The organism is Pelagihabitans pacificus, assembly GCF_009371985.2.
GTDB lineage: Bacteria > Bacteroidota > Bacteroidia > Flavobacteriales > Flavobacteriaceae > Pelagihabitans > Pelagihabitans pacificus.
In genome coordinates this window covers 550,617-571,312 of record NZ_VIKU02000001.1, presented here as the reverse complement: position 1 = coordinate 571,312, position 20,696 = coordinate 550,617, and the positions used below count along the sequence as shown (strand labels likewise).

The 20,696-nt window shown below is 44.5% G+C and carries 19 protein-coding genes; 8 read left to right on the top strand and 11 right to left on the bottom strand.

All coding sequences use genetic code 11. The features are described from left to right. Window positions 1-3: 3 nt before the first annotated feature. Entirely contained in the window at window positions 4-471 is a 468-nt protein-coding gene (locus FK220_RS02530) for a (2Fe-2S)-binding protein (protein ID WP_152572703.1), read from the bottom strand. Window positions 472-677: 206 nt separating this feature from the next. Next, window positions 678-1,124 (bottom strand): nuclear transport factor 2 family protein, encoded by a 447-nt coding sequence (locus FK220_RS02525; RefSeq protein WP_152572702.1) that lies wholly within the window; start codon window positions 1,122-1,124, stop codon window positions 678-680. A 215-nt stretch (window positions 1,125-1,339) separates the two neighbouring features. Here FK220_RS02525 and FK220_RS02520 point away from each other — a divergent pair, with 215 nt between their 5' ends. Both FK220_RS02520 and FK220_RS02515 read left to right on the top strand, forming a co-directional pair. Beyond that, complete coding sequence (locus tag FK220_RS02520) at window positions 1,340-2,245, top strand: helix-turn-helix domain-containing protein (protein ID WP_152572701.1); 906 nt, start codon at window positions 1,340-1,342, stop codon at window positions 2,243-2,245. 114 nt (window positions 2,246-2,359) lie between these two features. After that, the gene (locus tag FK220_RS02515) at window positions 2,360-3,451 is read left to right on the top strand and encodes a hypothetical protein (RefSeq protein WP_152572700.1); all 1,092 of its coding nucleotides are present in this window, start codon (window positions 2,360-2,362) and stop codon (window positions 3,449-3,451) included. A 31-nt stretch (window positions 3,452-3,482) separates the two neighbouring features. Here the strand turns inward: FK220_RS02515 and FK220_RS02510 are convergent, their stop codons facing one another. After that, complete coding sequence (locus FK220_RS02510) at window positions 3,483-4,427, bottom strand: helix-turn-helix transcriptional regulator (RefSeq protein ID WP_152572699.1); 945 nt, start codon at window positions 4,425-4,427, stop codon at window positions 3,483-3,485. 141 nt (window positions 4,428-4,568) lie between these two features. Between FK220_RS02510 and FK220_RS02505 the strand changes: the two genes are divergently transcribed. Continuing rightward, window positions 4,569-5,243, top strand: a complete 675-nt coding sequence (locus tag FK220_RS02505; RefSeq protein WP_152572698.1) for a DUF975 family protein — start codon at window positions 4,569-4,571, stop codon at window positions 5,241-5,243. Window positions 5,244-5,262: 19 nt separating this feature from the next. On the opposite strand, the gene FK220_RS02500 is transcribed toward FK220_RS02505, so the two are convergent. The 4 genes from FK220_RS02500 to FK220_RS02485 all read right to left on the bottom strand — a co-directional run bounded on the left by FK220_RS02500 (window position 5,263) and on the right by FK220_RS02485 (window position 9,733). Continuing rightward, the gene (locus FK220_RS02500) at window positions 5,263-6,723 is read right to left on the bottom strand and encodes a BCCT family transporter (RefSeq protein WP_238718874.1); all 1,461 of its coding nucleotides are present in this window, start codon (window positions 6,721-6,723) and stop codon (window positions 5,263-5,265) included. A gap of 55 nt (window positions 6,724-6,778) precedes the next feature. Beyond that, entirely contained in the window at window positions 6,779-7,705 is a 927-nt protein-coding gene (locus FK220_RS02495; RefSeq protein WP_152572696.1) for a hypothetical protein, read from the bottom strand. Next, on the bottom strand, window positions 7,705-9,129 hold the full coding sequence (locus FK220_RS02490) for an SDR family oxidoreductase (protein WP_152572695.1): 1,425 nt from the start codon (window positions 9,127-9,129) through the stop codon (window positions 7,705-7,707). The genes FK220_RS02495 and FK220_RS02490 overlap by 1 nt, the downstream gene beginning before the upstream one ends. 178 nt (window positions 9,130-9,307) lie before the next feature. Continuing rightward, window positions 9,308-9,733, bottom strand: a complete 426-nt coding sequence (locus FK220_RS02485; RefSeq protein WP_152572694.1) for a hypothetical protein — start codon at window positions 9,731-9,733, stop codon at window positions 9,308-9,310. 207 nt (window positions 9,734-9,940) lie between these two features. On the opposite strand from FK220_RS02485, the gene argS reads away from it, so the two are divergent. Both argS and FK220_RS02475 read left to right on the top strand, forming a co-directional pair. Beyond that, window positions 9,941-11,728, top strand: a complete 1,788-nt coding sequence (gene argS, locus FK220_RS02480) for an arginine--tRNA ligase (RefSeq protein ID WP_152572693.1) — start codon at window positions 9,941-9,943, stop codon at window positions 11,726-11,728. 49 nt (window positions 11,729-11,777) lie between these two features. Next, window positions 11,778-12,617 (top strand): zinc-dependent peptidase, encoded by an 840-nt coding sequence (locus FK220_RS02475; protein ID WP_152572692.1) that lies wholly within the window; start codon window positions 11,778-11,780, stop codon window positions 12,615-12,617. Window positions 12,618-12,638: 21 nt separating this feature from the next. Here FK220_RS02475 and FK220_RS02470 read toward each other — a convergent pair whose 3' ends face one another. Next, window positions 12,639-13,373 carry a bacteriorhodopsin-like gene (locus FK220_RS02470; protein WP_152572691.1) on the bottom strand — a complete coding sequence of 245 codons (735 nt, stop codon included), beginning with the start codon at window positions 13,371-13,373 and terminating at the stop codon, window positions 12,639-12,641. Between the two features lie 87 nt (window positions 13,374-13,460). On the opposite strand from FK220_RS02470, the gene FK220_RS02465 reads away from it, so the two are divergent. After that, a complete protein-coding gene (locus FK220_RS02465) occupies window positions 13,461-14,363 on the top strand; it encodes a Brp/Blh family beta-carotene 15,15'-dioxygenase (RefSeq protein WP_152572690.1) in 903 nt (300 codons plus the stop codon). Here FK220_RS02465 and FK220_RS02460 read toward each other — a convergent pair. From FK220_RS02460 to FK220_RS02450, 3 genes are all read right to left on the bottom strand, one after another. Then, on the bottom strand, window positions 14,360-16,885 hold the full coding sequence (locus FK220_RS02460) for a TonB-dependent receptor (RefSeq protein WP_152572689.1): 2,526 nt from the start codon (window positions 16,883-16,885) through the stop codon (window positions 14,360-14,362). The two genes, FK220_RS02465 and FK220_RS02460, sit on opposite strands and share 4 nt — an antisense overlap. After that, window positions 16,866-17,777, bottom strand: coding sequence for a FecR family protein (locus FK220_RS02455; protein ID WP_152572688.1), 912 nt, complete (start codon window positions 17,775-17,777; stop codon window positions 16,866-16,868). Before FK220_RS02455 ends, FK220_RS02460 begins: the two co-directional genes overlap by 20 nt. Window positions 17,778-17,895: 118 nt before the next feature. Next, complete coding sequence (locus FK220_RS02450) at window positions 17,896-18,408, bottom strand: RNA polymerase sigma factor (RefSeq protein WP_152572687.1); 513 nt, start codon at window positions 18,406-18,408, stop codon at window positions 17,896-17,898. Window positions 18,409-18,628: 220 nt separating this feature from the next. Between FK220_RS02450 and FK220_RS02445 the strand changes: the two genes are divergently transcribed. Next, entirely contained in the window at window positions 18,629-20,002 is a 1,374-nt protein-coding gene (locus FK220_RS02445) for a hypothetical protein (RefSeq protein WP_152572686.1), read from the top strand. 58 nt (window positions 20,003-20,060) lie between these two features. Then, entirely contained in the window at window positions 20,061-20,531 is a 471-nt protein-coding gene (locus tag FK220_RS02440; protein ID WP_152572685.1) for a hypothetical protein, read from the top strand. Window positions 20,532-20,696: the final 165 nt, after the last annotated feature.

Here is a 20,696-nt window from a genome sequence, read left to right as displayed (position 1 = left end):
GGATTAGGCGTTCGTTTTGGTAGCTGCTGCGATTTTAACGGCTTTCTTGATACGCGTGTAGGTGCCGCAACGGCAGATATTGCCGTTCATCGCCATTTCGATTTCCGAATCGGACGGGTCCGGATTTTTATCCAGTAAGGCTGCCGCCGTCATAATCTGCCCTGCCTGGCAGTAGCCACATTGGGGAACATCCACTTCGAGCCATGCCTTTTGCACCGGATGGTCGCCATTTTCCGAAAGGCCTTCGATGGTGGTGATTTCCTGATTGCCTACGGAAGCCACCGTAAGCATACAGGCTCGAACGGCTACGCCGTCCATGTGCACCGTACAGCTACCGCACTGCGCAATTCCGCAGCCGTATTTGGTGCCGACTAATTGTAAGTGGTCTCGCAGCACCCAAAGTATGGGCGTGTTCGGATCTACGTCTACCTGCTGCGTTTTTCCGTTGATGTTTAAATTAAATGTTGCCATGATCGTAAAGATTTCCTTGAAGTTATAAATTATATTGAATGTCTGTGCTATTAAATTCAACCTTCATCGCATTTAATATGTTAAAGTTTTTACGGTATGCTTAATCTAAAGAATTCCTTGAACGCTCTGCCCGCCCCTGCCAGAATATGTTCGGGAGGGCGTGCCGCTCGAACCGGCCTCCAAGATAATCGGTTCCGAGAGTTTTTTTAGTGTTCGATTTCATGGGTGTCGCGCACACTGCTAAAGGTCAGGTCGAGCAATTTCCATTCGTCGCCTTCCTTTTGATAGAATTCCGTTACGGTAAACTCGTTTTTAACGTCATTTCCCCTAACGTGGGCGGTAAGCGTAATGCGGTTCCAGAGTACGGCGGTGTCATCCCCGAACGTTTCTACCGCTACGTCATGAACCTCGGCATTTTTATACCAAATGCTTCCCGATTCGATGATTTCGAGCTCCCGGTCCTTTTTCCAGGAACCGCTCATGTGCACAAATTTTGATTTGTCATGGAAAAGGGTTGCCAGTTGGTCCACATTTTTATCGGCCATCCATCGCCATTTTTGCTTGGAGAGTTCCTTGATTTCTTCTTTGATCCCTTGTGCAAAGGATGACGCACAAATTAGGGTCAAAAAAAATACGGATAGAAAATTTTTCATTTTTTATATGTTTAAAAAGTTACTACTGAATGATTTTTTAATTTGGCATGATCATGACTTTTCAACTCGTCATAAACAAGCTGTTCAAAGCTATGGAATAGTTAAGATAGTCGAGTTACCCCATTTACGGATTTACCTACCATTTTTACTGATTTGGACGTGCTATCGGTCTTATTTACAAAACTTTAACTAAATTCGGAAAAAGAAAAATGCGTATGGCTTCAACGAAAGATTTGGTAAAGGTGGATGACTATTGCTCCAAATTCAATCTGTCAACTTTGCATCCCCTAGTCAGTGTACATGACCTTTCGGAGGGCACCATTGATAGGCGGGAACATGTCGATGCTGTCCGATATCATTTCTACGGTATTTTCCTGAAACAGGGGGAGGGCTGTATTTTAAGATATGGTCGTCAGAACTATGATTACCAAGATGGGACCTTGGTGTTTTTGGCACCGGGGCAGGTAGTGCATGTCGGACATATCGATGCTAATTTTAAACCGTCGGGTCATGCGCTTTTGTTTCATCCAGATCTGCTTCATGGCACCCACTTGGCCAAAGCGATTAGCGACTACAGTTTTTTCTCCTATCTATCTCATGAAGCACTCCATATCTCAAAAAAGGAACGACAATTGGTGCTGGACCTCTTTGATACGATACGAACGGAACTTTCCCAAGGAATAGACAAGCACAGCAAAGAAGTCGTCGTAGCCACTATCGAACTATTTTTGAAATACTGTATGCGATTTTACAATCGGCAGTTCATTACCCGGGAAAAGGAAAACCTTGGAGTAATCCAACGGTTTGAGATTTCGTTGAATTCCTATATTCAATCAGGAAAAGCCAGAGAGCTGGGAACCCCTTCGGTCAGCTATTTTGCGGAGGAAGAGAATCTGTCTTCCAATTATTTTGGCGACTTGGTGAAAAAGGAAACCGGAAATTCGGCCCAGGAGTATATACAGGCCAAGCTTATCGATATAGCGAAGGAAAGGGTCTTCGACCCTGCTAAATCGATCAGCGAGATTGCCTATGAATTGGGATTCAAGTATCCACAACATTTTAGTCGTTTGTTCAAGCAAAAGGTCGGCTATTCGCCGAATGAATTTAGGAGTTTGAATTAAACGGCTATGTACATTAGCTCTTTTATGACAATAAAACCAAGCGTTTCTACGTTGGTGCATTAGGTGTTTTCAGTTATGAAATTCAGGTGTTTTCTGCTTCTTTTAATCTTGTTCGTGTCTTGTACAAACGGCGAAGTTGAAGTTGTTCAAGAAGAAGTTTCCGAGATTGAGCCCCGTTCATTTTATATGGGTTTTACCGGTTTCCCGTACGATCTGACCATAGAATCGCAGGTAGACACCTATGAGCAGGTAGCCGCAAATGGGGATATCTTTTTGAACCATTTAGATCATGGGGTTCCGTGGGACGAAGCACTGAACGATTTGCCCTTTCCGGAGGAAGTACAAAATACCCTGGAAATTACCCGAACCGGTTTACAACCGGGGACAAAGGTTTTACTTACCGCAACGCCTACCTCCCAAGATAGAAAAACCCTCTCAAGATATTGGAACAACGAGGGTGCCCATCAAGATTTGCCGGTAAATTGGCAGGGTAAATCCCTGGACGATCCCGAAGTGGTAACGGCTTACATCAAGTATTGCAGACGAATCATCGATGAGGTACGACCGGACTATTTTGCCTACGGTATTGAAACCAACGCCACTTTTAAAAAGGAGGATGCCGAGTTCAACGAATTCCTTTCCTTGATCGATACGGTGTATACCAGCTTAAAAACGGCTTATCCAAACCTACCTATTTTTTTGACCTTGCAAGATCAATCTTTTGAAAATACAGATGAGGAGTTGTTGGAAACCTCAAAAATGTTATTGGAATTCTCCGATTTTATAGCGATGAGTTCGTATCCGTTTTTAGACTATTCCGATTTACAGCGAGATGCAGACCCCGCATTGTTCGAAGACGACTGGTTGGCCGATTTCAGAAATCTTGATCCGAACAAGCCATTTGCCATATCGGAAACGGGTTTCTGTGCCGATGACCTACTCATCGAAAATTTAGGGATTGATATAAAGGCTTCCGAAGAATGGCAGGCCGAATATATAAACAAGCTCTTCAACGCTGCCAACGACTTGGATGCCGAATTCGTTCTTTGGTTCGTTTTTCGCGATTATGACGCCATTTACGATAAGACCCAGAATCCGCCGGATATTTTAAAGATATGGCGCGACAATGGGTTGTTGGACGGTGACGGAAAGCAGCGTCCCGCTTTTGCTCGGTGGCAAGAATGGAAAGCCCTATCGAAGGATTGATGGATTTCATTAACCGTTTTAGTCCTTTGGATTACCCATTGATCATCTGCACCAATTTAAGCCTGCTGTTGATGCCGATTTTGGTGTAAATTCTATGGGTATGGTCCTTAACCGTTTGTAGACTTATGAATAAGTCATCTGCAATCTGTTGATTGGTTTTACCTTGGCAGATTTGGTCGATTATTTCCTTTTCACGTTTTGTGATTTGATATTTCTGGAAAAGCAGGGCTCTCTTTTCCTCGTTCAGATATTCGACCCGTACGGGGGAGAACACAGCATCGGACGTAAGCCTTAGGTAAAAAAGTGGTACAAAGTTCGATAAAAAATAGAGCAGTAGCAAGGGAGCAAAGATCCATGGATCGGTATCGTGAAATATAAGAACAACGCATCTTAGGGTCAACCCTAATAGTACAAGCAGTGCAAATCTGGTGATGATATTCCTATAGGACATTCTGTACTTTTTTGAATGGTATACCACCATGCTTACAAAGAAAACTATAGGCACCGTGTCTAAAAACAATACCAATCCGATTTGGATATCTATCAGTTGATTTCCAAGACCCCAATAACTCGTATCCAAAGTCACCAATAAGCCCCCAAGGGCGATGATTATTGCCAATATGATGAAATGAATTAGCCAAAACTTTTTTTTTGGCTTCACCTCTACCAAGGAATATCCCATTTTAACAAGCATTATCCAAGAAATAATAAGAAAGGGAACTCCTAATATCGGCAAAAAGTTAGCGACCATTTCGATCATCTCACCACCTGTGTCTTTTGAGGAAAGAAAGCTTCTCATAAAAATCTGTGCCCAGATTCCATAGAATGAAAAACCAAAAAAAGTGATTAGATAATAGAAATAGTCCTTGTGGAATTTAGTATAGTAGGTAGTCGTAAACTGATGGCCGAACCAAATACTGGCAAAGGCTATTGCAATAGAAAAAACAAATACTATGAAGTAGGTTAGGTCTAGCAATTGGTATGGTTTATAACTTAAAAGTACCTAAATACCCTTAACAGGATTACATACCTTGGTAGTGATTTTAAAATCACTACCAAAGTTGGAAGGAATCTTTTCCTGGTCCCTTTATATTTACCGAAATAAAATACCAAAAAAATGGAAACAACCAAGGAAAGAAAGCCCGAGGCGAGCATTATAGGTAGTTATAGATTTGGTTGGCAGCAGTTGTGGAAGCACTTTTTGTACTTTTTTCTGATTCTGCTTATCGTAGCGCTTGCGGAATCACCGGCTTCTATGGCCCAGAAGTCCGAATTGGAAAATGGAGGCGTGTCGTTCGTTTGGCAAATGCTTTCCGCCGCCTATGCCCTGTTGTTGCTTCCTGTTATCACCTATGGGGGCAATCTTTTGTATTTAAGGGGGATTCGGGACGAGGAGATTGATTTTTCAGAGCTGTTTGTTGGGTTTCGGGAAAAGTACCTGCCCATCGTCTTGGCAAATCTCATAAAGTTCGCTCTGGTTGGTATCGGCCTTGTTTTTCTTATCATCCCAGGTGTCATCCTGCTCTGTCGCCTGGTCTTTGTTTCTTTATTGGTCATGGACAAGGATATGGAGCCCATTCCCGCCATCGAAAAAAGCTGGGAAATGACCAAGGGCCATGGATGGAAGATTTTTGGAATGGGGCTGCTGGCCATACCCGTGTTCATAATTGGTCTGGTCTGCTTTGTAGTAGGTGCCGTCGTCTCGGTAATGTGGATTTACGCGGCCTTTACCGCATTATATCATGCCATCGATTTAAAGGATCAGCAACGATTGCTGGAGGATGGCTTCTAGAACGGCGATAATTCATGTCTTACCGTTTGAGATTTTTAATCCCTTCAAACAAAAAAATTGCGGTCATGACTACCATAAATAGGGCAAACGGTAAGGAGGTAATAATGAGCAGTTTCTGAACTGCCTGCAATACATCGATATCCGGTTTTACATTTCCTAGAACCAGCAGGGCCATGGTGGCTAACAATACGAATACCGACCATAGCAGCCGATGTCGTTTGCTGGGATGCTGTTTTCCTTTATCGGTGAACATGCTTAGAACAAAAACGGCCGAATCGACCGAGGTGACCAAAAAGCTAATCAACAAAAAGATGGTAACGAAGTTCAGCACCGTGGCGAAAGGATAGTGTTCAAAGAACACAAAAATGGAAGAGAAGACATTCCCAAATTCATTCTGGTATGAGCCCCAACTTTCAATCAGTTCAAAGGCGGAGGCCCCGAATACCGAGAACCAGAAAAAGGTACCCAGTGAAGGGATGATCATTACCCCCAACAACAGTTGACGCAGCGTTCTTCCTCTGGAAATACGGGCGATAAAGATGCCCGTAAACGGCGCCCAGGCCAGCCAAAAGGCCCAGTAGTAAAAAGTCCAATCGGTCAAAAAGCCCATTCCCGGATCATACCTCCCTATTGCCAGGCTCATGGGCACAAAATCGATTACGTAATGAAAGGTGGCTTTGGCAAACGATAGAAGAATAGCCCCCATGTCACTGGCAAAAAACACAAAAAGTAAAATGATGAGGGTAACTAGGATATTGAATTTGGAGATGACCTTAATGCCCTTGTTCACTCCCTGCCAAGCCGAGTAAAAGGCAATCGATGAAATAACCGTTGCTAGCAGGAGGGTAGTGCCCAATCCAAAATCCCCGTCGAAAAGGTGGTTGAGGCCGCCGTTGATTTGGGCGGTACCCAATCCGATAGCGGCGATTAGACCAAAGACGGTAGTAATAATGGTCATGATGTCAATGCCATTCCTCGCCAGCTTATTGGTAATGGTATTGTCGATGGCCGAACTTACCAGCACTTTTTTCTTCCGTACAAACAGGGCGTACCCGATGACCATGGCAAAGAGGCCGTAAAAGGCCCAGGCGGTAAAACCCCACTGGTAAAAGGTGAATTCCAAGGCCAGGATTTCCGGTTCCAGGTTGGAAGGAAAAGGGGGGTTCTGCTGCATGAAAACGGGCTCTTGCACGGCACGTAACAAAATACCGGCTCCCATCCCTGCACTATAGAGCATGGCCGTCCACGCCCAGAGCGAATGTTCGGGTCGTTCATCGGGTTTCCCCAATTTTCGCTTGCCCAGGGGAGAGAAGGCAACCCCCAGTAGTAAGAGCACGCAACCCAAGCCTAGATAGAGATAATAATAGCCGAAATACGCCCGTACCCAAAGGGATGCCTGTTCAATCACTATATAGCTTGCTTCGGTCGCAAAGAATACCACGAGCGTAAACAAGAGGATGATTCCTATGGAAAGAAACAAAAGCGGGTTTTTGAGTTTTGGGAGTCCAGACAATGGTTCGTAGGGTTAGTTTGTTTTAACGCGGTTTGTAGATGAGGGTAAAATATTGGCTCTGACCCAAGTCCGACTCCAACACCGCCTTATATTCCTTGGAATCGCTTTCAATCAGGATGGCCGCAGTATTGGGTGCTACCTCCCCGAGATTTTCGGCATATAGGGTGATACTATTGGTGCCCGGTCGTAATCGCACCTTAAAACCTTGTTTCTTTCGCTTCAGGGGTAGTTTTTCTACGACAATCTTGTCGTTGAGGTAGATGGTAACCACATCTTTGTCGATGTTTCTGTGATCATAAAGACTAATAAGAACATCCCGTTGCCTAACCGTATAGCTTTTATTACTGTCGATTAGTTCCCGTTCCGCCAGCTTTTTGGGCCGCTCCGTTAGTGCCGAGACGGTCGAATCATCGGTCTCGTTCGTCTCGATCGGTTTTACAAAAACCCCCGTAACCGTCACATCTTTCCGAAAGTCGATCGGGACCCGCCCTAAGCCGTTTTTCTGAAGTGCAATGGTAATAAACTGATAGAGAGTATCTGGCCGAATGATAAACGTAAAATGCCCGCGTCCCGTAAAGCTTGGGGGTGGCCTTACTTCCAAGGTCGGTAAGACTGCATTCGATTCGACCAAATCAAAAATATCTTCTGACACCCTTTCCATATGTTTCGAAGGGAATATGTTGATAGGATACGAATACCCACGATCGTCGAGTTGCCTACCGATAATCCAAAAACCTACTTCGTACGCCCTATCTGGATACAAGGGGGTATCGAGCTCCACACTTAAAATGGACTCATATCCGTCGGGGGCCAATTTCGGGATACTCAGCTCGGTGATTTGAAATCTGTACTCCGTGGTATTCGATTCTTTTCGTTGGCTACGGACAAGGGATACCGAAATCGATACCACGATGAAGAGCAGAATGAAATTTTTTGATTGCAGAGGCATCAGGCTTTGGCAATATTGCGGATCATTCCGCCAAAGATAAAGTAATGAAAAGGAACGATGCTGTACCAGTACAATCTTCCCCGAAGACCCCTCGGCCTAAAAGTGGCGGTCTGATACAGAATGTTTTCCTCATCGATCTTAAACTCGAGCCAGGCCTCACCAGGGAGTCGCATTTCGGCGAACAGCAATAATCTACGCTCTTTTTTATCGGCCAACAGTACCCGCCAAAAATCGAGCGAGTCACCTGGGTACAATTTGTCGGGATGGGTACGCCCCCTTCGTAGGCCTACCCCGCCCCAGGCTTTGTCGATGAGCCCCCTTATTTTCCACAACCAATTGCCATAGTACCAACCGTTTTCGCCACCGATTTTCCAAATATTTTCCAGGACACGTTTTGGATCATCCACTTTTAACCTTTGCTCGTCCTTAAGGACCCCGAACTTGGGAACCTGAATGAATTTACCCAAGTCTTTATGAAAACGCCCACTGACCATGCTGTCTTTCCAACTACTGACCACCAAGTTTTGCTCGATTTTTCTAAAAGCCATTTTAATCGCCTCCATATAGGTATGGGGTTTAATTCCCAAAAGTTCCTGCAGCCGGGTATCCTTGGCGACCACTTCGACCTTCATACTATCGACCAGGTTTTTCGCCAGTTTATAGGAAGTGGAGGTCACAAAATACAACCAGTACGAAGAGAGTTTGGGGGTCATGATGGGTACGGTTACGATCCAATTTTTAAAACCCCTTGCCTTGGCATATTGCTGCATCATTTCTTTATAACTCAATACATCGGGACCGGCAATATCGAAAGCATCGTCATAGGTCTTTTCATTCCCCAATACACCAGTCAAAAAAGTGATGACATCGCGAATCGCAATCGGCTGGGTTTTGGTCAGCACCCATTTTGGGGTAATCATAAAGGGCAACTTTTCGCATAGGTCGCGAATAATTTCGAAGGAAGAGCTCCCCGAGCCCACAATGATCCCGGCTCTCAAGACCGTTAATGAAAACTTTCCATCGGAGAGAATGTCCTCCACATTTTTACGTGACTGTAAATGCTTGGAAAGATGCTCCTCGTTGGCGATACCGCTGAGGTAAATCACCTGTTTCACCTGTGTGTTTTCTAAATATGTATTGAAATTCCGGGCAGTGGTCGCTTCCATTTCGTCGAACTCCTTGGTCGAAGAGCTCATGGAATGAATCAAAAAATAGGCTGCTTCGATGTCTTTGGGAATCTTTCCATCGACCACTTCCTTCAAAAAATCGATTTCTACCACTTCGATTTTGGAACGGGTTTCCGCATCGACGGACAGTCGCTCCTCATCCCTGACTGCGCAAACTACCTCATGCCCCATTTCGAGTAGCTGGGGCAATAAACGCATTCCGATATAACCATTCGCACCGGTCAATAAAATCTTCATTTATTCTAGGTTTTGTTTAGGGACTCCTTGTTGTTTTACAGGACTTCCGGCCGATGATGCAATAGAGCGCTAAGAGCAAAGAAGGAATATCGATGGATAGCCATATTTTGCTTCATTTACCAGGAGTGTCATTTTGGTGCCACGTACCAGACCCCGGGTCTCGCGTCTGCTACGTATTTCACAAATCCTCAATAGAGGTCGGTGCGTTATCGGCTTTATAATCCAACATTTTTCGAAAAAATTTCTGCACCGCCTTGGTATCTGCCTGCACCTTGACGAAGTGATTGTCCCGGTACACCGAATAAATGGCCAAATCGCCTTTGTAAACCGTGAGTTTGTAATAGGGAATGATCAATGCAAAGGTTTCCAGCAGCGAACGAAACCGCAGGATGATTCCTTTGGGACGCAATTCTATGTTGCAGGAATCCCTATTGTTGTCCAAAATCAACAGATTTCTGATTTCCACGCTAGACTCCGTAATGAATAACTTGGGTGAACCGATACCCCCCATGGCCCAGCGTTCCTTGAGTGTGAAGGGTTTGCCCACCGCCTCGTCGATTTTTTTAGTGATTTCCTTATTGTTATAGGATACATTTACGAGCATTTTTTTCTTTCAGTAATTTTTTATAAAGTTAACCTAAAAAATGGGATTTTCAGGTCGCTGTACCTGGTACACTTATTCGTAAAGGGTTTCTTATACCTTGGTAGTTACTCCGCATAATGACAGATGAAATCGGTGCCGATTGCGGTCCTCTTTCGCGGGGAAAGCCCAAAAAATGATTAGTTTTGCAGGCTTATAAGTGTTGAAAATATGAACATTCAGAAGGTATTGGAAGCAAAGGTCAAGGAAGCGGTTCTTGCTGAATTTGACACGGAATTGCCAACGGTAGAGTTCCAACCTACCCGGAAAGACTTTGAAGGGGATATCACCGTCGTGGTTTTTCCCATGCTTCGTTTCGTAAAAGGAAATCCGGAACGGATCGGCGACCAAATCGGTACATTCCTGGTGAAGGAGGTCGAGGCGGTGGCCGACTTCAATACGGTAAAAGGTTTTTTGAACATTGTTATCAGTGATGCTTTCTATCTCCATTTTTTCAATTCGATCAGGGACCAAAACGACTATGGGTTCGCAAAGCAAATCGGGAAAGATGCTGTAATGGTCGAATATAGTTCGCCCAATACCAACAAACCGCTGCACTTGGGGCACATTCGAAATAACCTCCTAGGGTATTCGGTGGCCGAAATTTTGAAGGCTTCGGGAAAAAAGGTATATAAGACCCAAATCATCAATGATCGCGGCATCCATATCTGCAAAAGTATGCTGGCTTGGCAAAAGTGGGGCAATGGGGAAACACCTAGAAGTACTGGACTAAAGGGCGATAAACTGGTCGGAAACTATTATGTGGCTTTCGATAGGGCCTATAAGGAGGAGATGGCAAAAATGATATCCGAGGGTATCGACCGTCAAACTGCCGAAAAGGAAGCCCCGATTTTGTTGGAAGCCCAAAAAATGCTCCAGCAATGGGAGGCGGGAGACAAGGAGGTCGTTGCCCTTTGGAGAACAATGAATAGCTGGGTGTATGAGGGCTTTGACGAAACCTATAGGAATCTAGGGGTCGATTTTGACAAGCTGTATTACGAGAGCGACACCTATTTGTTGGGAAAGGATGTGGTGGCAGACGGACTCGAAAAAGGGGTTTTTTACAAAAAGGAAGATGGCAGTGTGTGGATCGATTTGACCGACGAGGGCTTGGATGAAAAAATTGTATTGCGTTCCGATGGCACTGCGGTCTACATGACCCAAGATATCGGTACCGCCATACAGAGGGTCAAGGACTATCCCGATATCGGGGGCATGGTATATACCGTTGGCAATGAGCAGGACTATCATTTTAAGGTACTGTTTCTAATCCTCAAAAAACTCGGTTTTTCCTGGGCGGAAAAACTATACCATCTTAGTTATGGGATGGTCGATTTGCCTAGTGGTAAAATGAAAAGTCGGGAAGGCACGGTGGTCGATGCCGATGATTTGATCGATGATATGACAGCGACCGCCGCCGGTATTTCAAAAGAGTTGGGGAAACTGGAAGACTACTCCGAGGAGGAAAAACAGCGACTGTACAAAATTATCGGTCTCGGGGCGTTAAAATATTTTATTCTTAAGGTAGACCCTAAAAAAAGAATTCTTTTCAATCCGGAGGAGTCTGTGGATTTTCAGGGCAATACCGGTCCTTTCATTCAGTATACCTATGCACGGATCCAATCGATATTGAGAAAGGCCCATCAGAACAAAGTGATTTCAACGGCCAAAATCGAAAAGCTCGATAAATTGCATCCAAAGGAAAAGGAATTGATCAAACAGTTACAACTATTTCCAGAAACGATTCGGTTAGCGGCCGAAAATTACAGTCCGGCCTTGATTGCGAACTATACCTATGATTTGGTGAAGGAATTCAATTCCTTTTATCAACAGGTATCCATTCTTGGGGAGACCGACGGACCAAAAAAAATCGTTAGGGTACAGCTTTCGAAGAAGGTAGGGGAAGTCATCCGCTCTGCTTTTCTACTCTTGGGCATCGAAGTACCCGAGCGAATGTAAGCAGTCGAATCGGTACAATTAAATCGGGTTTTCGAAGTTGTTATAGCATATGGTTGCCCCAAAGATCTTTGCCATCCTGGCAGGACTCTATATCATCGGTTATGTACTGTATATCATTTACTATGCGGTCGGGCTCTACCAGTTCAATCCTTTTGTGAAATTGAAACCGCTTACCCGCCAGGAGCAAGCCTTTTTAACGGAAAACTTCCCCATTTATGGTAGATTACCGTTAGAACTGAGGGAAAGATGTGAGAAACGAATCGTTTGGTTCCGAAGTAGAAAAAAGTTTGTTTTTTACGGAAAAGTCGCTCGACGGGCCGACGTTCCCCTGCTATTGAGCGGTACCGCGGTGTTGATGACCATGGGACTTAAAAACTATCAGATGCGGCGGTCGTTGTTGCGACTCATTGTTTATCCATCACGGTACTATTCCAGGATCAATAAAAGACACCATTTCGGAGAATATAATCCGCGGTTAAAGACCTTGATATTCTCGGCGGAGCAGTTATGGAAGGGCTTTGAAGTTCCACATGATAATGTGAACCTTGCGGTACACGAATTTGCCCATGCCCTTATTTTTGAAATGTACAAGAAGCGAACATGGGAGGCAAGGAAGTTTAGAGTGGGACTTCACAAGATAAAAGAACTCTTTCTGTTGGAAGGTTTCGTTGACCGGTTGGAGACTACCCAATATTTTCGAGAATACGGAATGACCAATTTACAGGAGTTTTTTTCGGTAGCCGTGGAACACTATGTGGAGACCCCGGAAAAATTTTATGAAGACTTTCCCGAATTATATGCGCTTATCAAAGGAATGTTGAAGTTTGAATTTAGACCCCTTGATACCAATAACGGAAAAAAGGCCGCTCCGGGGGGAGCGGCCTTTTAACAACCAACTAATTAACGATAATCAGGCTTCCACTTTCGAAGTGGCAATTACCGCTAAATTATAAACAACCAAACCAAATCCTATTTTATTTATGGCATCGCCTATGTTGTATATCACGTCCATATTAAGGCCAGTAAAGATACCTTCGTACCAGCCTGGGGTTCCTGCCATATATCCAATCGGATAAATAGCCCAACCTACCAACACAAACCAGCATAGGGTCTTGTGCGCACTGAGGACAGCACCTCCGGCTTCCACAGCCAATTTTTTGGCCGAACCGAACCAGATTTCGTAAACGATGATGAAGTAAGCGATACCGGAAATTAGCCCCCAGAACCACGCTTGATCACGATAAACGGCTTCACCGAAGTAGCCGGTTACCAGCATCACTACCGATAGGAATATCAGTCGCCACATCAACGACCTTTTGGCTCCGGCCACCTTAAGAATCAAATAGAACTCCACACACATTAGCGGTACGGTCAAAACCCAGTCCACATAGCGAAAGAAGGTAGGGGACTCACCAATGGTGGCCCAGTAGTCACGCATATACCAATAGTGTACTGCCGCGATAAAGGTGATAAGGCCCGATACCAGGATCGAAGTTTTCCACTTGCGGTCAAAATTGTTCATGGAAAGAAAGAAAAAAGCAGAGGCGGCCATCATGGCCATACACCCTACGAAGAAGGTGAAACCCACGTAATCATCCGTTGCCATTTTGGCAACGAGTGGTAAAGAAGTCATTAAATTTCCCATAATTTATGAATTAATTGTTTTTGTTTAAGTAAATTTACTAATACTTAAACATTATAGTTTAATTATTTTGTTAAAATTTTAAACAGAATGAAAAATGAACCTCTTTATTTTTCTAAATTGACCAATATTGCCATTGTGGCGACCTTCTTTGCCTTGTGGATAGCCATTTATTTCAGTAATCAGGTAGAAAACACCCTGGCCTATGTATTGATCCTTACTTTTGGGATGTTGCACGGGGCCAACGATTTGAAACTGATACAGAAGAGCACAAAGGAAGCCACGGGGGGAACCAGCTTTGCCGTGGCCCTTTCACTATATGTCTTGGTGGTTCTGCTAGGATTCGGACTTTTTTATTGGTTTCCGTCCTTTGCCTTTGTTTTGTTTATTGTGGTAAGTGGTTATCATTTTGGGGAACAGCATTGGGTTTCCAAGATAGACTCGACGAGCTTTTCGGTCCGGGTTTTTTATCTGTCGTACGGACTATTGGTACTCGGAATGCTCTTCGATGTGCACCAAGATGCGGTCACCGAGGTTATCGATAAGATTACGGGCCATCAAATACCTGCTGATGTATACCAATGGCTACTATGGATTTCCGCGGCTGTTTTCGCGCTCCTGTATTTGTTTCTATATACTAGGAAGAGCATCCATGCAAATTTGATTAAGCAATTGTTTTTCCTACTCGTTTTTTTCGTTGTTTTCAATACCGCCTCATTGTTATGGTCCTTTGCGATTTATTTTATTCTTTGGCATTCGCTTCCATCCATCGCCGACCAAATCATTTTTTTATATGGAAATCTCAGTAGTGACAGTTTTCTAGGTTATGTGAAGTCTTCTTTTATCTATTGGCTGGTAGCTGCGGTGGGCGCCGGCTTTTTATTATTTTTTCTAAAGGACGATATGGAGACATCGCTGTCTTTCTTCCTAGCTTTTCTAGCGGCCATAACTTTTCCGCATGTGCTCGTCATCGGTCGCCTAAACCACCATTAGAAACGCACCCTAAAACTAATATTGGGCGTCAACCCGAGGGAACCATTTTCCACTTTTTCGATTTCTTCCTCCGGGTTTAGTCGATAAAAGGTGTTGAAGATGTTTTGGCGGTCTGTAAAATTCAGTACCGATGCACCCACGGTAGCAGCGATACCTTCCCCGATCTCAAAATCGTATATCGCCGAAAAATCAGCTCTTACATATTCGGGAAGCCTACTAGTGTTCGGTTCCGAATAATTGATTCTAGCCGGAAAGAAACTCGAGTCGATGGGGTCGTCGACCAAGGGCTCTGTAAAGGGTTTACCCGTTCGGTAGTTGAGCCCTATGGCGAGCTTTACCTTCCCCAAGGTATAGGTTCCGGCAAGCGTAACGGTATGCCGCACATCCAAATTGTTCGGGAACTCCGGGGGTACCTCCGTTTGAAAATAATAATCATTGAGGTTATAGGTATAGCTTCCCCAAATACTATAGGTATCGGTTTTCTTGTTGATCAGAAACTCTAATCCCTTCACATCGTATTGACCGATCTCGCCGTTAAACTGGTTTTGGTTCTGAAAACCTTGGGTATCGGTACTGATCCCTTTTACTTCCTTATAGAAGCCCTCAAGCCCTACGAATAAGTTTTCCTCATCATAATTGACTCCGAAAGATCCCTGTTTGCTTCTCGTGACCGGGAGGTTCACCCCATCGGAAATGATCCATCTTCGTTTCTCGATGCCCAAAAAATTCTGTTCCAGATCGATAATTTGGTTCGTGACCTGACTTTTGAATTCGCCCAAGGCAATGAGTTTCCACGACCGGGCTATTTCGTAATTGATATTCAATCGGGGTTCTGGTATAAAATCCTCAAAACTTTCGGGATTTTGGTAGTAGTTGAGTCGCACCCCTGCCTTGGCAAAGAACTTTCGATTGGGAGACTTATAGGCAATCTCCGAAAAAAGGGCATGGGCTCGCATGATGCGTTTCACATTACTGTCAAACGGAGGCTGCGTCACAAAAGCTTGGTTGGTGATGCCCGTCTCGGTAAACTGATAGCCGTTGAGCCAATCAAGACCCCTATTTAGTTGAAGGGTGGTATTCATCCTGACTCCCGTCTCTTTTACCTGGTTTACCTGAATTAGTTGCTGTATGGGATTGGGATACCTATTTTGGGCCTCCAGATCATAACGCGTATGGTAGAGATTCAAATACGTGGAAAACTTCCCGTTCCAATCGCTTGAAAGGCTACCACCGAACGAAAGGTTGGTCTGATCGAGACTGCTATCGGTCGATAGGTTGGTATCCGTTGTGAGCCTCGAATAATCAAGGCGGTTATTGATATTGATAAAACTAAAGCGCGCTTTGTGCTTATTACCCAAGTCGTACAATAACTTTCCGGTGAAATCGTAGAAATAAAAATCGGCGTCCTGATCAACAACTTGGGTGTCCTGGAAAGCCCTACTCGAAAATTGGTTGTAAGTCGGAGTATCAAAAAAATCGGTGAGGGAACGGCGCGCCGAAATTTGAATGGCCAAATTATCGCGTAGGGGTATTTGTGCATATACGTCGCCGCTGATTAGGTTAAACCCGCCCCCGCCAAAAAAATCCGCTTCGATGGTGTCCTTGGTACGCATATCGATAATGCCGCTGACCCCATCGCCGTATGCGGCGCTCGAACCATTCTTAACAATCACCACTTCATCGGTCAAGTACGGATTAAAGGCTGATATCAGTCCAAAAAAGTGCCCGGATTGATACATTTTGATACCATCCCATAGCAACAGATTTTGGTCATTGCTACCCCCGCGAATGTTGATGTCCGAAACGGTTTCGTCGATACTCTTTACCCCGGGTAGTGCCTGCACCGTCTGTAACACATCCGGCTCTATTGACCCGGGAAGGATTCCGAAGTCCGCTGTATTCAGCAAGATACTCGCATCGGTCTGTTTGATGAGACCCGTAGTAAGGAACTTATAGACCACTACTTCTTCCAATTGGTTGTAAAAGGGAGCTAGCAAAACATTTTTACAGGGATTGCCCATTAACAGCTCTTCCGCCTCGACAAAGAGGGTCTTATATCCTAAATATTTAATCTGGAGGATGGCTTTTCTGGGGATGTCTTTCAGGGTAAAATATCCTTCCGTATCCGTGACGAGACCTATTTCGCTGTCCAATACCTCCACCGTGGCTCCAGGAATCGTATTCTCCTCAAAATTATCGAGGACCCTAGCGCAGATATCTACTGTCGTGCTTTTGGCAAGGGCGTAGTAGCGATCATTGAGTTGCTCGATCTTAATCTGGGTCTGCAAGGTTATGTGGTCGAGGATCTGCTGTAGTTCGGTGGCGCCGGGAACCGTGATTTCGATGGTTTGGATATCCTCGTCTACATAGGAGAACTTGATATCAAAATCTTCCTGCAACCGTTCGATGAACGAGATAAGCGAAGTACGGGTACCCGCTTCCTGTGCCCTTATCCCGAAGGAGACCAAAAAAAAGAGTAGATATACAAAAACCAGTACTGGTTTAAGGGGTGTTTTCGGCATAGAATAGCACTTTATTCCCCTCAAATTTAAACTTTATTCGGGAAGGAACGCTAATGCTCTGCAAGGCCAATTCAGCATCCATATTGCTAAACGTACCCGTGTACAATTGGTCAAGGTCAACATTTTCGGTAACGACCTTGATGTTGTGTTGTCGTTCAAATTCATCCAATACATAGCGAAGTGGAATACTCTTGAACGAGCTTTCGCTATTTACCCAGGATGGTACTTCGGTATTCGGGGAGTGGGTGTCTACAAGCGCCCCTTTTATGGCGACCAAGGAAGTACCAGCAGGAAGCCGCTTTTCCTGGCCTTTGAACAATACGCTTACCAACCCTTCAAAACAGGTGACCTCAAAAAAGTCTTTTCGGTGCTCTACATTGAATTGGGTGCCCAAAACGGAAACCGTTCCCGCGTCGGTAGTTACGGTAAAACGTTTTCCTTTTGCCACTTTAAAAAATGCTTCACCATCCAATTCGACGTTTCGTTGCGACTCCCAATTTTTGGAATTGTAAGAGATTTGTGAATCGGCATTAAGGATTACTTCCGAATTATCGGGAAGCACTACTTCTTTATGTTCGGCATATTGGGTCGTGACTTTTTCCCCCAGTGTGTTCAAATAGAAGTAGGAAGCTGTTATCAATACGGAGATGGCGGCCGCCACTTTCAAGAACTTTTTGAACGGATTTAGCTGCACTACTTTGGTTTCCTGCAACGTACGTTTGTTCTTGACGGCCATCAAGGCTTGTTCCCTGTCGAAATGGGGAGCTTCCAAACGCTCCGAAACCTCCCGGATACGGTGATAGGTGGCGTACGCTTCGGACTTTTTAAATTCCGCTAGCTCTGCCTCCGTAAGCTCATTGTTTAGCCATTTTGCCAAATAGTTATCTTGCATAATTTCCAGCTTTACTCTTTATGTAACAACCACTTTTCAAAAAACCCTACTTTATTTATTTGAGACTCAACGTTCAAGGTTCTAGATGGTATTGCTTACCCGGTGAAATTTGAACCTTTCAAATTCCATCAATTTTTTCCCTCAAGGATTTTAGGGCAAGATGCATTCGTTTTTCAATCGCTTTTACACTTACTCCTTCCAATTCGGCAATTTCTGCATATTTCTTTCCATCGATCCTATTTAATAGGAAAGTAGTTCGCTGATTTTCGGGTAGGCGGTTCAGGGCCCGGTCCAATTTTTGCTTGAACTCAGCCTCTTCCATCAAATACTCAGGGGACTCGTTCGTCGTCTTTAGGGTCTTATCGGCATATTTTAGGCGTACCTTTTCGGCCTTGATTACATTGAGATATAAATTATTGGCTACGGTATATACAAAAGACTTTGCTTTGGCGGGGGAGACCTTGGCACAATTCTCCCAAAGCTTTACAAATGCCTCTTGCACAGCATCATGGGCCTTTTCCTCATTGCCGAATTTATAATAAATATAGTTGAAAACCGTTTTTGAAGTATCGTTGAAGATGGTACCGAATACCGATTCTTCACAAACATTATCATGGTTTTTGGTTTCCAATGGAGGTTGGATTTTAGTTTCGTATCAATTAATTCGGCCCGTAAACCGATTATTTTTTCTGTTTTTTAGAAAAAGGCCCATGACCGATAAAATAGGGCATAGGACCCATTAGATAACGCCGGTTTTACCAAAGATATTTCAAAAAAGTTTAAGAATCTTGGTAGGGTGTTTTTCAGATGGGTTGTTTTAGGACTGAAGTAACAACAAATTCCAAATCATTATGAAAAAGTATTTTAAATCTGCGATGTATGCTGGCCTACTTGCTGTCGCTATGACCTTTACCGCCTGTCAAACCGATCCGGTGGATAACCAGGAACCTAACGAGGAAACCACTATGGTAGCGAGTTCGGCAACGGCCCAATTGATAGCGCGAACCGCCTCGAACGACGGCTCTTTTGACAATATTGTCGATGGTTCTAGTTGTTTTGATATCCGTTTTCCATATACCGTTTCAGTGAACGGTTTGGAAATCACCATTAATTCTGAACAGGATCTTTACTTAATTGAAAAGATTTTTGATGCTGTTGATGGGGATGACGATATTTTGGACATTATCTTTCCCGTTACGGTAACCTTGGCGGATTACTCTGAAATAACCATCGAGGGTGTCGAAGATCTTCGTGAACTTGCCGCGGAATGTACCGAGGGCGGTGACGATGACGATATCGAGTGTATCGACTTTATATATCCAATAACGCTGTTCACTTTTGATATCAATTCACAACAGACCGGTAGTGTTACCGTTGAGAGCGACAGGGAATTAAGACGATTCTTTGCTGGCTTGGGTCCGAACGACCTTATCGGTATCGATTTCCCGATCGAGCTCGAAATGTACGATGGCACCAAAGTAACGGTAGATAGCTATCAGGAGTTGGCGGATGCCTTGGAGAGAGCTAAAAATGCTTGTGACGAAGACGATGATGATGACTACAACGATGACGATTTCACCAAGGAGCGTTTGGATAATCTTTTGGTCGAATGCCCATGGTGGGTAAGGGATGTAAGAAGGGATAATCTGAACCAAACCGATCAGTATCTGGAATACCTCATGAACTTCACCGAGGATGGTACGGTTACGGTAACGGGTTCTGCGGGTGGAACGGTAACCGGAACCTGGGAAACACGAATTACCGATTGGCGTGTGGCGTTGGTTCTCGAATTTGAGACCATGATCGACTTTAACTTGGAGTGGTTCGTGTATGAGATCGATGAGGACAAGATCAAATTGTTCAAAGGAGACCATGATAGGATTGTCTTGGAAACTGCCTGTGATTACGAGGAGGAACCCTGTACCGACGACGACATTGTCGCTAATCTGTCTGAATGTATATGGATTGTCGCAAACGCGGAAGGTTCTTTCTTGTCGGAGTTGACCTTGGATTTCTCCAACATGAACATCCATGTGCGTAATCCCAATGAGATGGTGGTCGATGAAGGAAATTGGGAAATCGATAACGGCGTACTCTACTTTAACGATTTGAGCATGGAGATGGCCAATTACATAGGGGAATGGATAGTCATCGATTGTAGGAGCGATCGCTTAGAGTTAAAACGTGGCGATGAAATCCTAGTGATTGAAAGGGAATGTAACTAAAAGGTTTTGAACACCCGATGGCCTTTGGGCATCGGGTGTTCCCTAAAAGCAATAAAAGATGAAAAAGGAACTGATAAACCTGATGGCATTCTTGTTCATTGTGCTCGTCTTCAAGTCCTGTACCAGTGATGATAATGATACCGATACGATCAACGCGGCCGATATGGAAGCGGTAAAAACAGCGGTGACAGCCGGTGAATGGATGATTACCTACTATTTCGATTCCGATAAGGACGAGACTTCCGACTATACGGGATTCATCTTCACTTTCGGTTCCGACGGTGTTTTACAGGCCAGTGATGGTACTATGGCACTTACAGGAGCATGGTCGGTGACCAGTTCGGATAGTAGCGATGACGATAGCATTGAAGACGACATTGATTTTAACATCGTCTTTGCTTCGCCCGAGTTGTTTGAGGAACTCAGTGATGATTGGGATATTGTCAGCTATTCCAATACCAAGATCGAATTGATCGATATCAGCGGGGGCGACGGTAGCACCGACTACCTCACTTTCGAAAAGATGTAGATCTTTTACCCCACACCTTTTTTGCCCCACAACTTGAGAGCGTCCATTGAAAGATGGGCGCTTTTTTTGTCTCCTTCCCAACCTCCCAAGGGAGGTAACGGTTTCCCACCTCTCGGAGCTTGTTCGAAACGGAACCTGCGCACCCTTCCTTTCATGGGGGGCGGT

What these genes read in the sequence shown, in the direction of transcription:
- FK220_RS02520 (WP_152572701.1), top strand. Translation starts at nt 1,340, where the DNA reads ATGGCTTCAACGAAAGATTTGGTAAAGGTGGATGACTATTGCTCCAAA.
- FK220_RS02490 (WP_152572695.1), bottom strand. Translation starts at nt 9,129, where the DNA reads ATGAAGATTTTATTGACCGGTGCGAATGGTTATATCGGAATGCGTTTA.
- FK220_RS02485 (WP_152572694.1), bottom strand. Translation starts at nt 9,733, where the DNA reads ATGCTCGTAAATGTATCCTATAACAATAAGGAAATCACTAAAAAAATC.
- FK220_RS02455 (WP_152572688.1), bottom strand. Translation starts at nt 17,777, where the DNA reads ATGCAAGATAACTATTTGGCAAAATGGCTAAACAATGAGCTTACGGAG.
- FK220_RS02460 (WP_152572689.1), bottom strand. Translation starts at nt 16,885, where the DNA reads ATGCCGAAAACACCCCTTAAACCAGTACTGGTTTTTGTATATCTACTC.
- FK220_RS02495 (WP_152572696.1), bottom strand. Translation starts at nt 7,705, where the DNA reads ATGCCTCTGCAATCAAAAAATTTCATTCTGCTCTTCATCGTGGTATCG.
- FK220_RS02505 (WP_152572698.1), top strand. Translation starts at nt 4,569, where the DNA reads ATGGAAACAACCAAGGAAAGAAAGCCCGAGGCGAGCATTATAGGTAGT.
- argS (WP_152572693.1), top strand. Translation starts at nt 9,941, where the DNA reads ATGAACATTCAGAAGGTATTGGAAGCAAAGGTCAAGGAAGCGGTTCTT.
- FK220_RS02530 (WP_152572703.1), bottom strand. Translation starts at nt 471, where the DNA reads ATGGCAACATTTAATTTAAACATCAACGGAAAAACGCAGCAGGTAGAC.
- FK220_RS02465 (WP_152572690.1), top strand. Translation starts at nt 13,461, where the DNA reads ATGAAAAATGAACCTCTTTATTTTTCTAAATTGACCAATATTGCCATT.
- FK220_RS02470 (WP_152572691.1), bottom strand. Translation starts at nt 13,373, where the DNA reads ATGGGAAATTTAATGACTTCTTTACCACTCGTTGCCAAAATGGCAACG.
- FK220_RS02525 (WP_152572702.1), bottom strand. Translation starts at nt 1,124, where the DNA reads ATGAAAAATTTTCTATCCGTATTTTTTTTGACCCTAATTTGTGCGTCA.
- FK220_RS02475 (WP_152572692.1), top strand. Translation starts at nt 11,778, where the DNA reads ATGGTTGCCCCAAAGATCTTTGCCATCCTGGCAGGACTCTATATCATC.
- FK220_RS02445 (WP_152572686.1), top strand. Translation starts at nt 18,629, where the DNA reads ATGAAAAAGTATTTTAAATCTGCGATGTATGCTGGCCTACTTGCTGTC.
- FK220_RS02440 (WP_152572685.1), top strand. Translation starts at nt 20,061, where the DNA reads ATGAAAAAGGAACTGATAAACCTGATGGCATTCTTGTTCATTGTGCTC.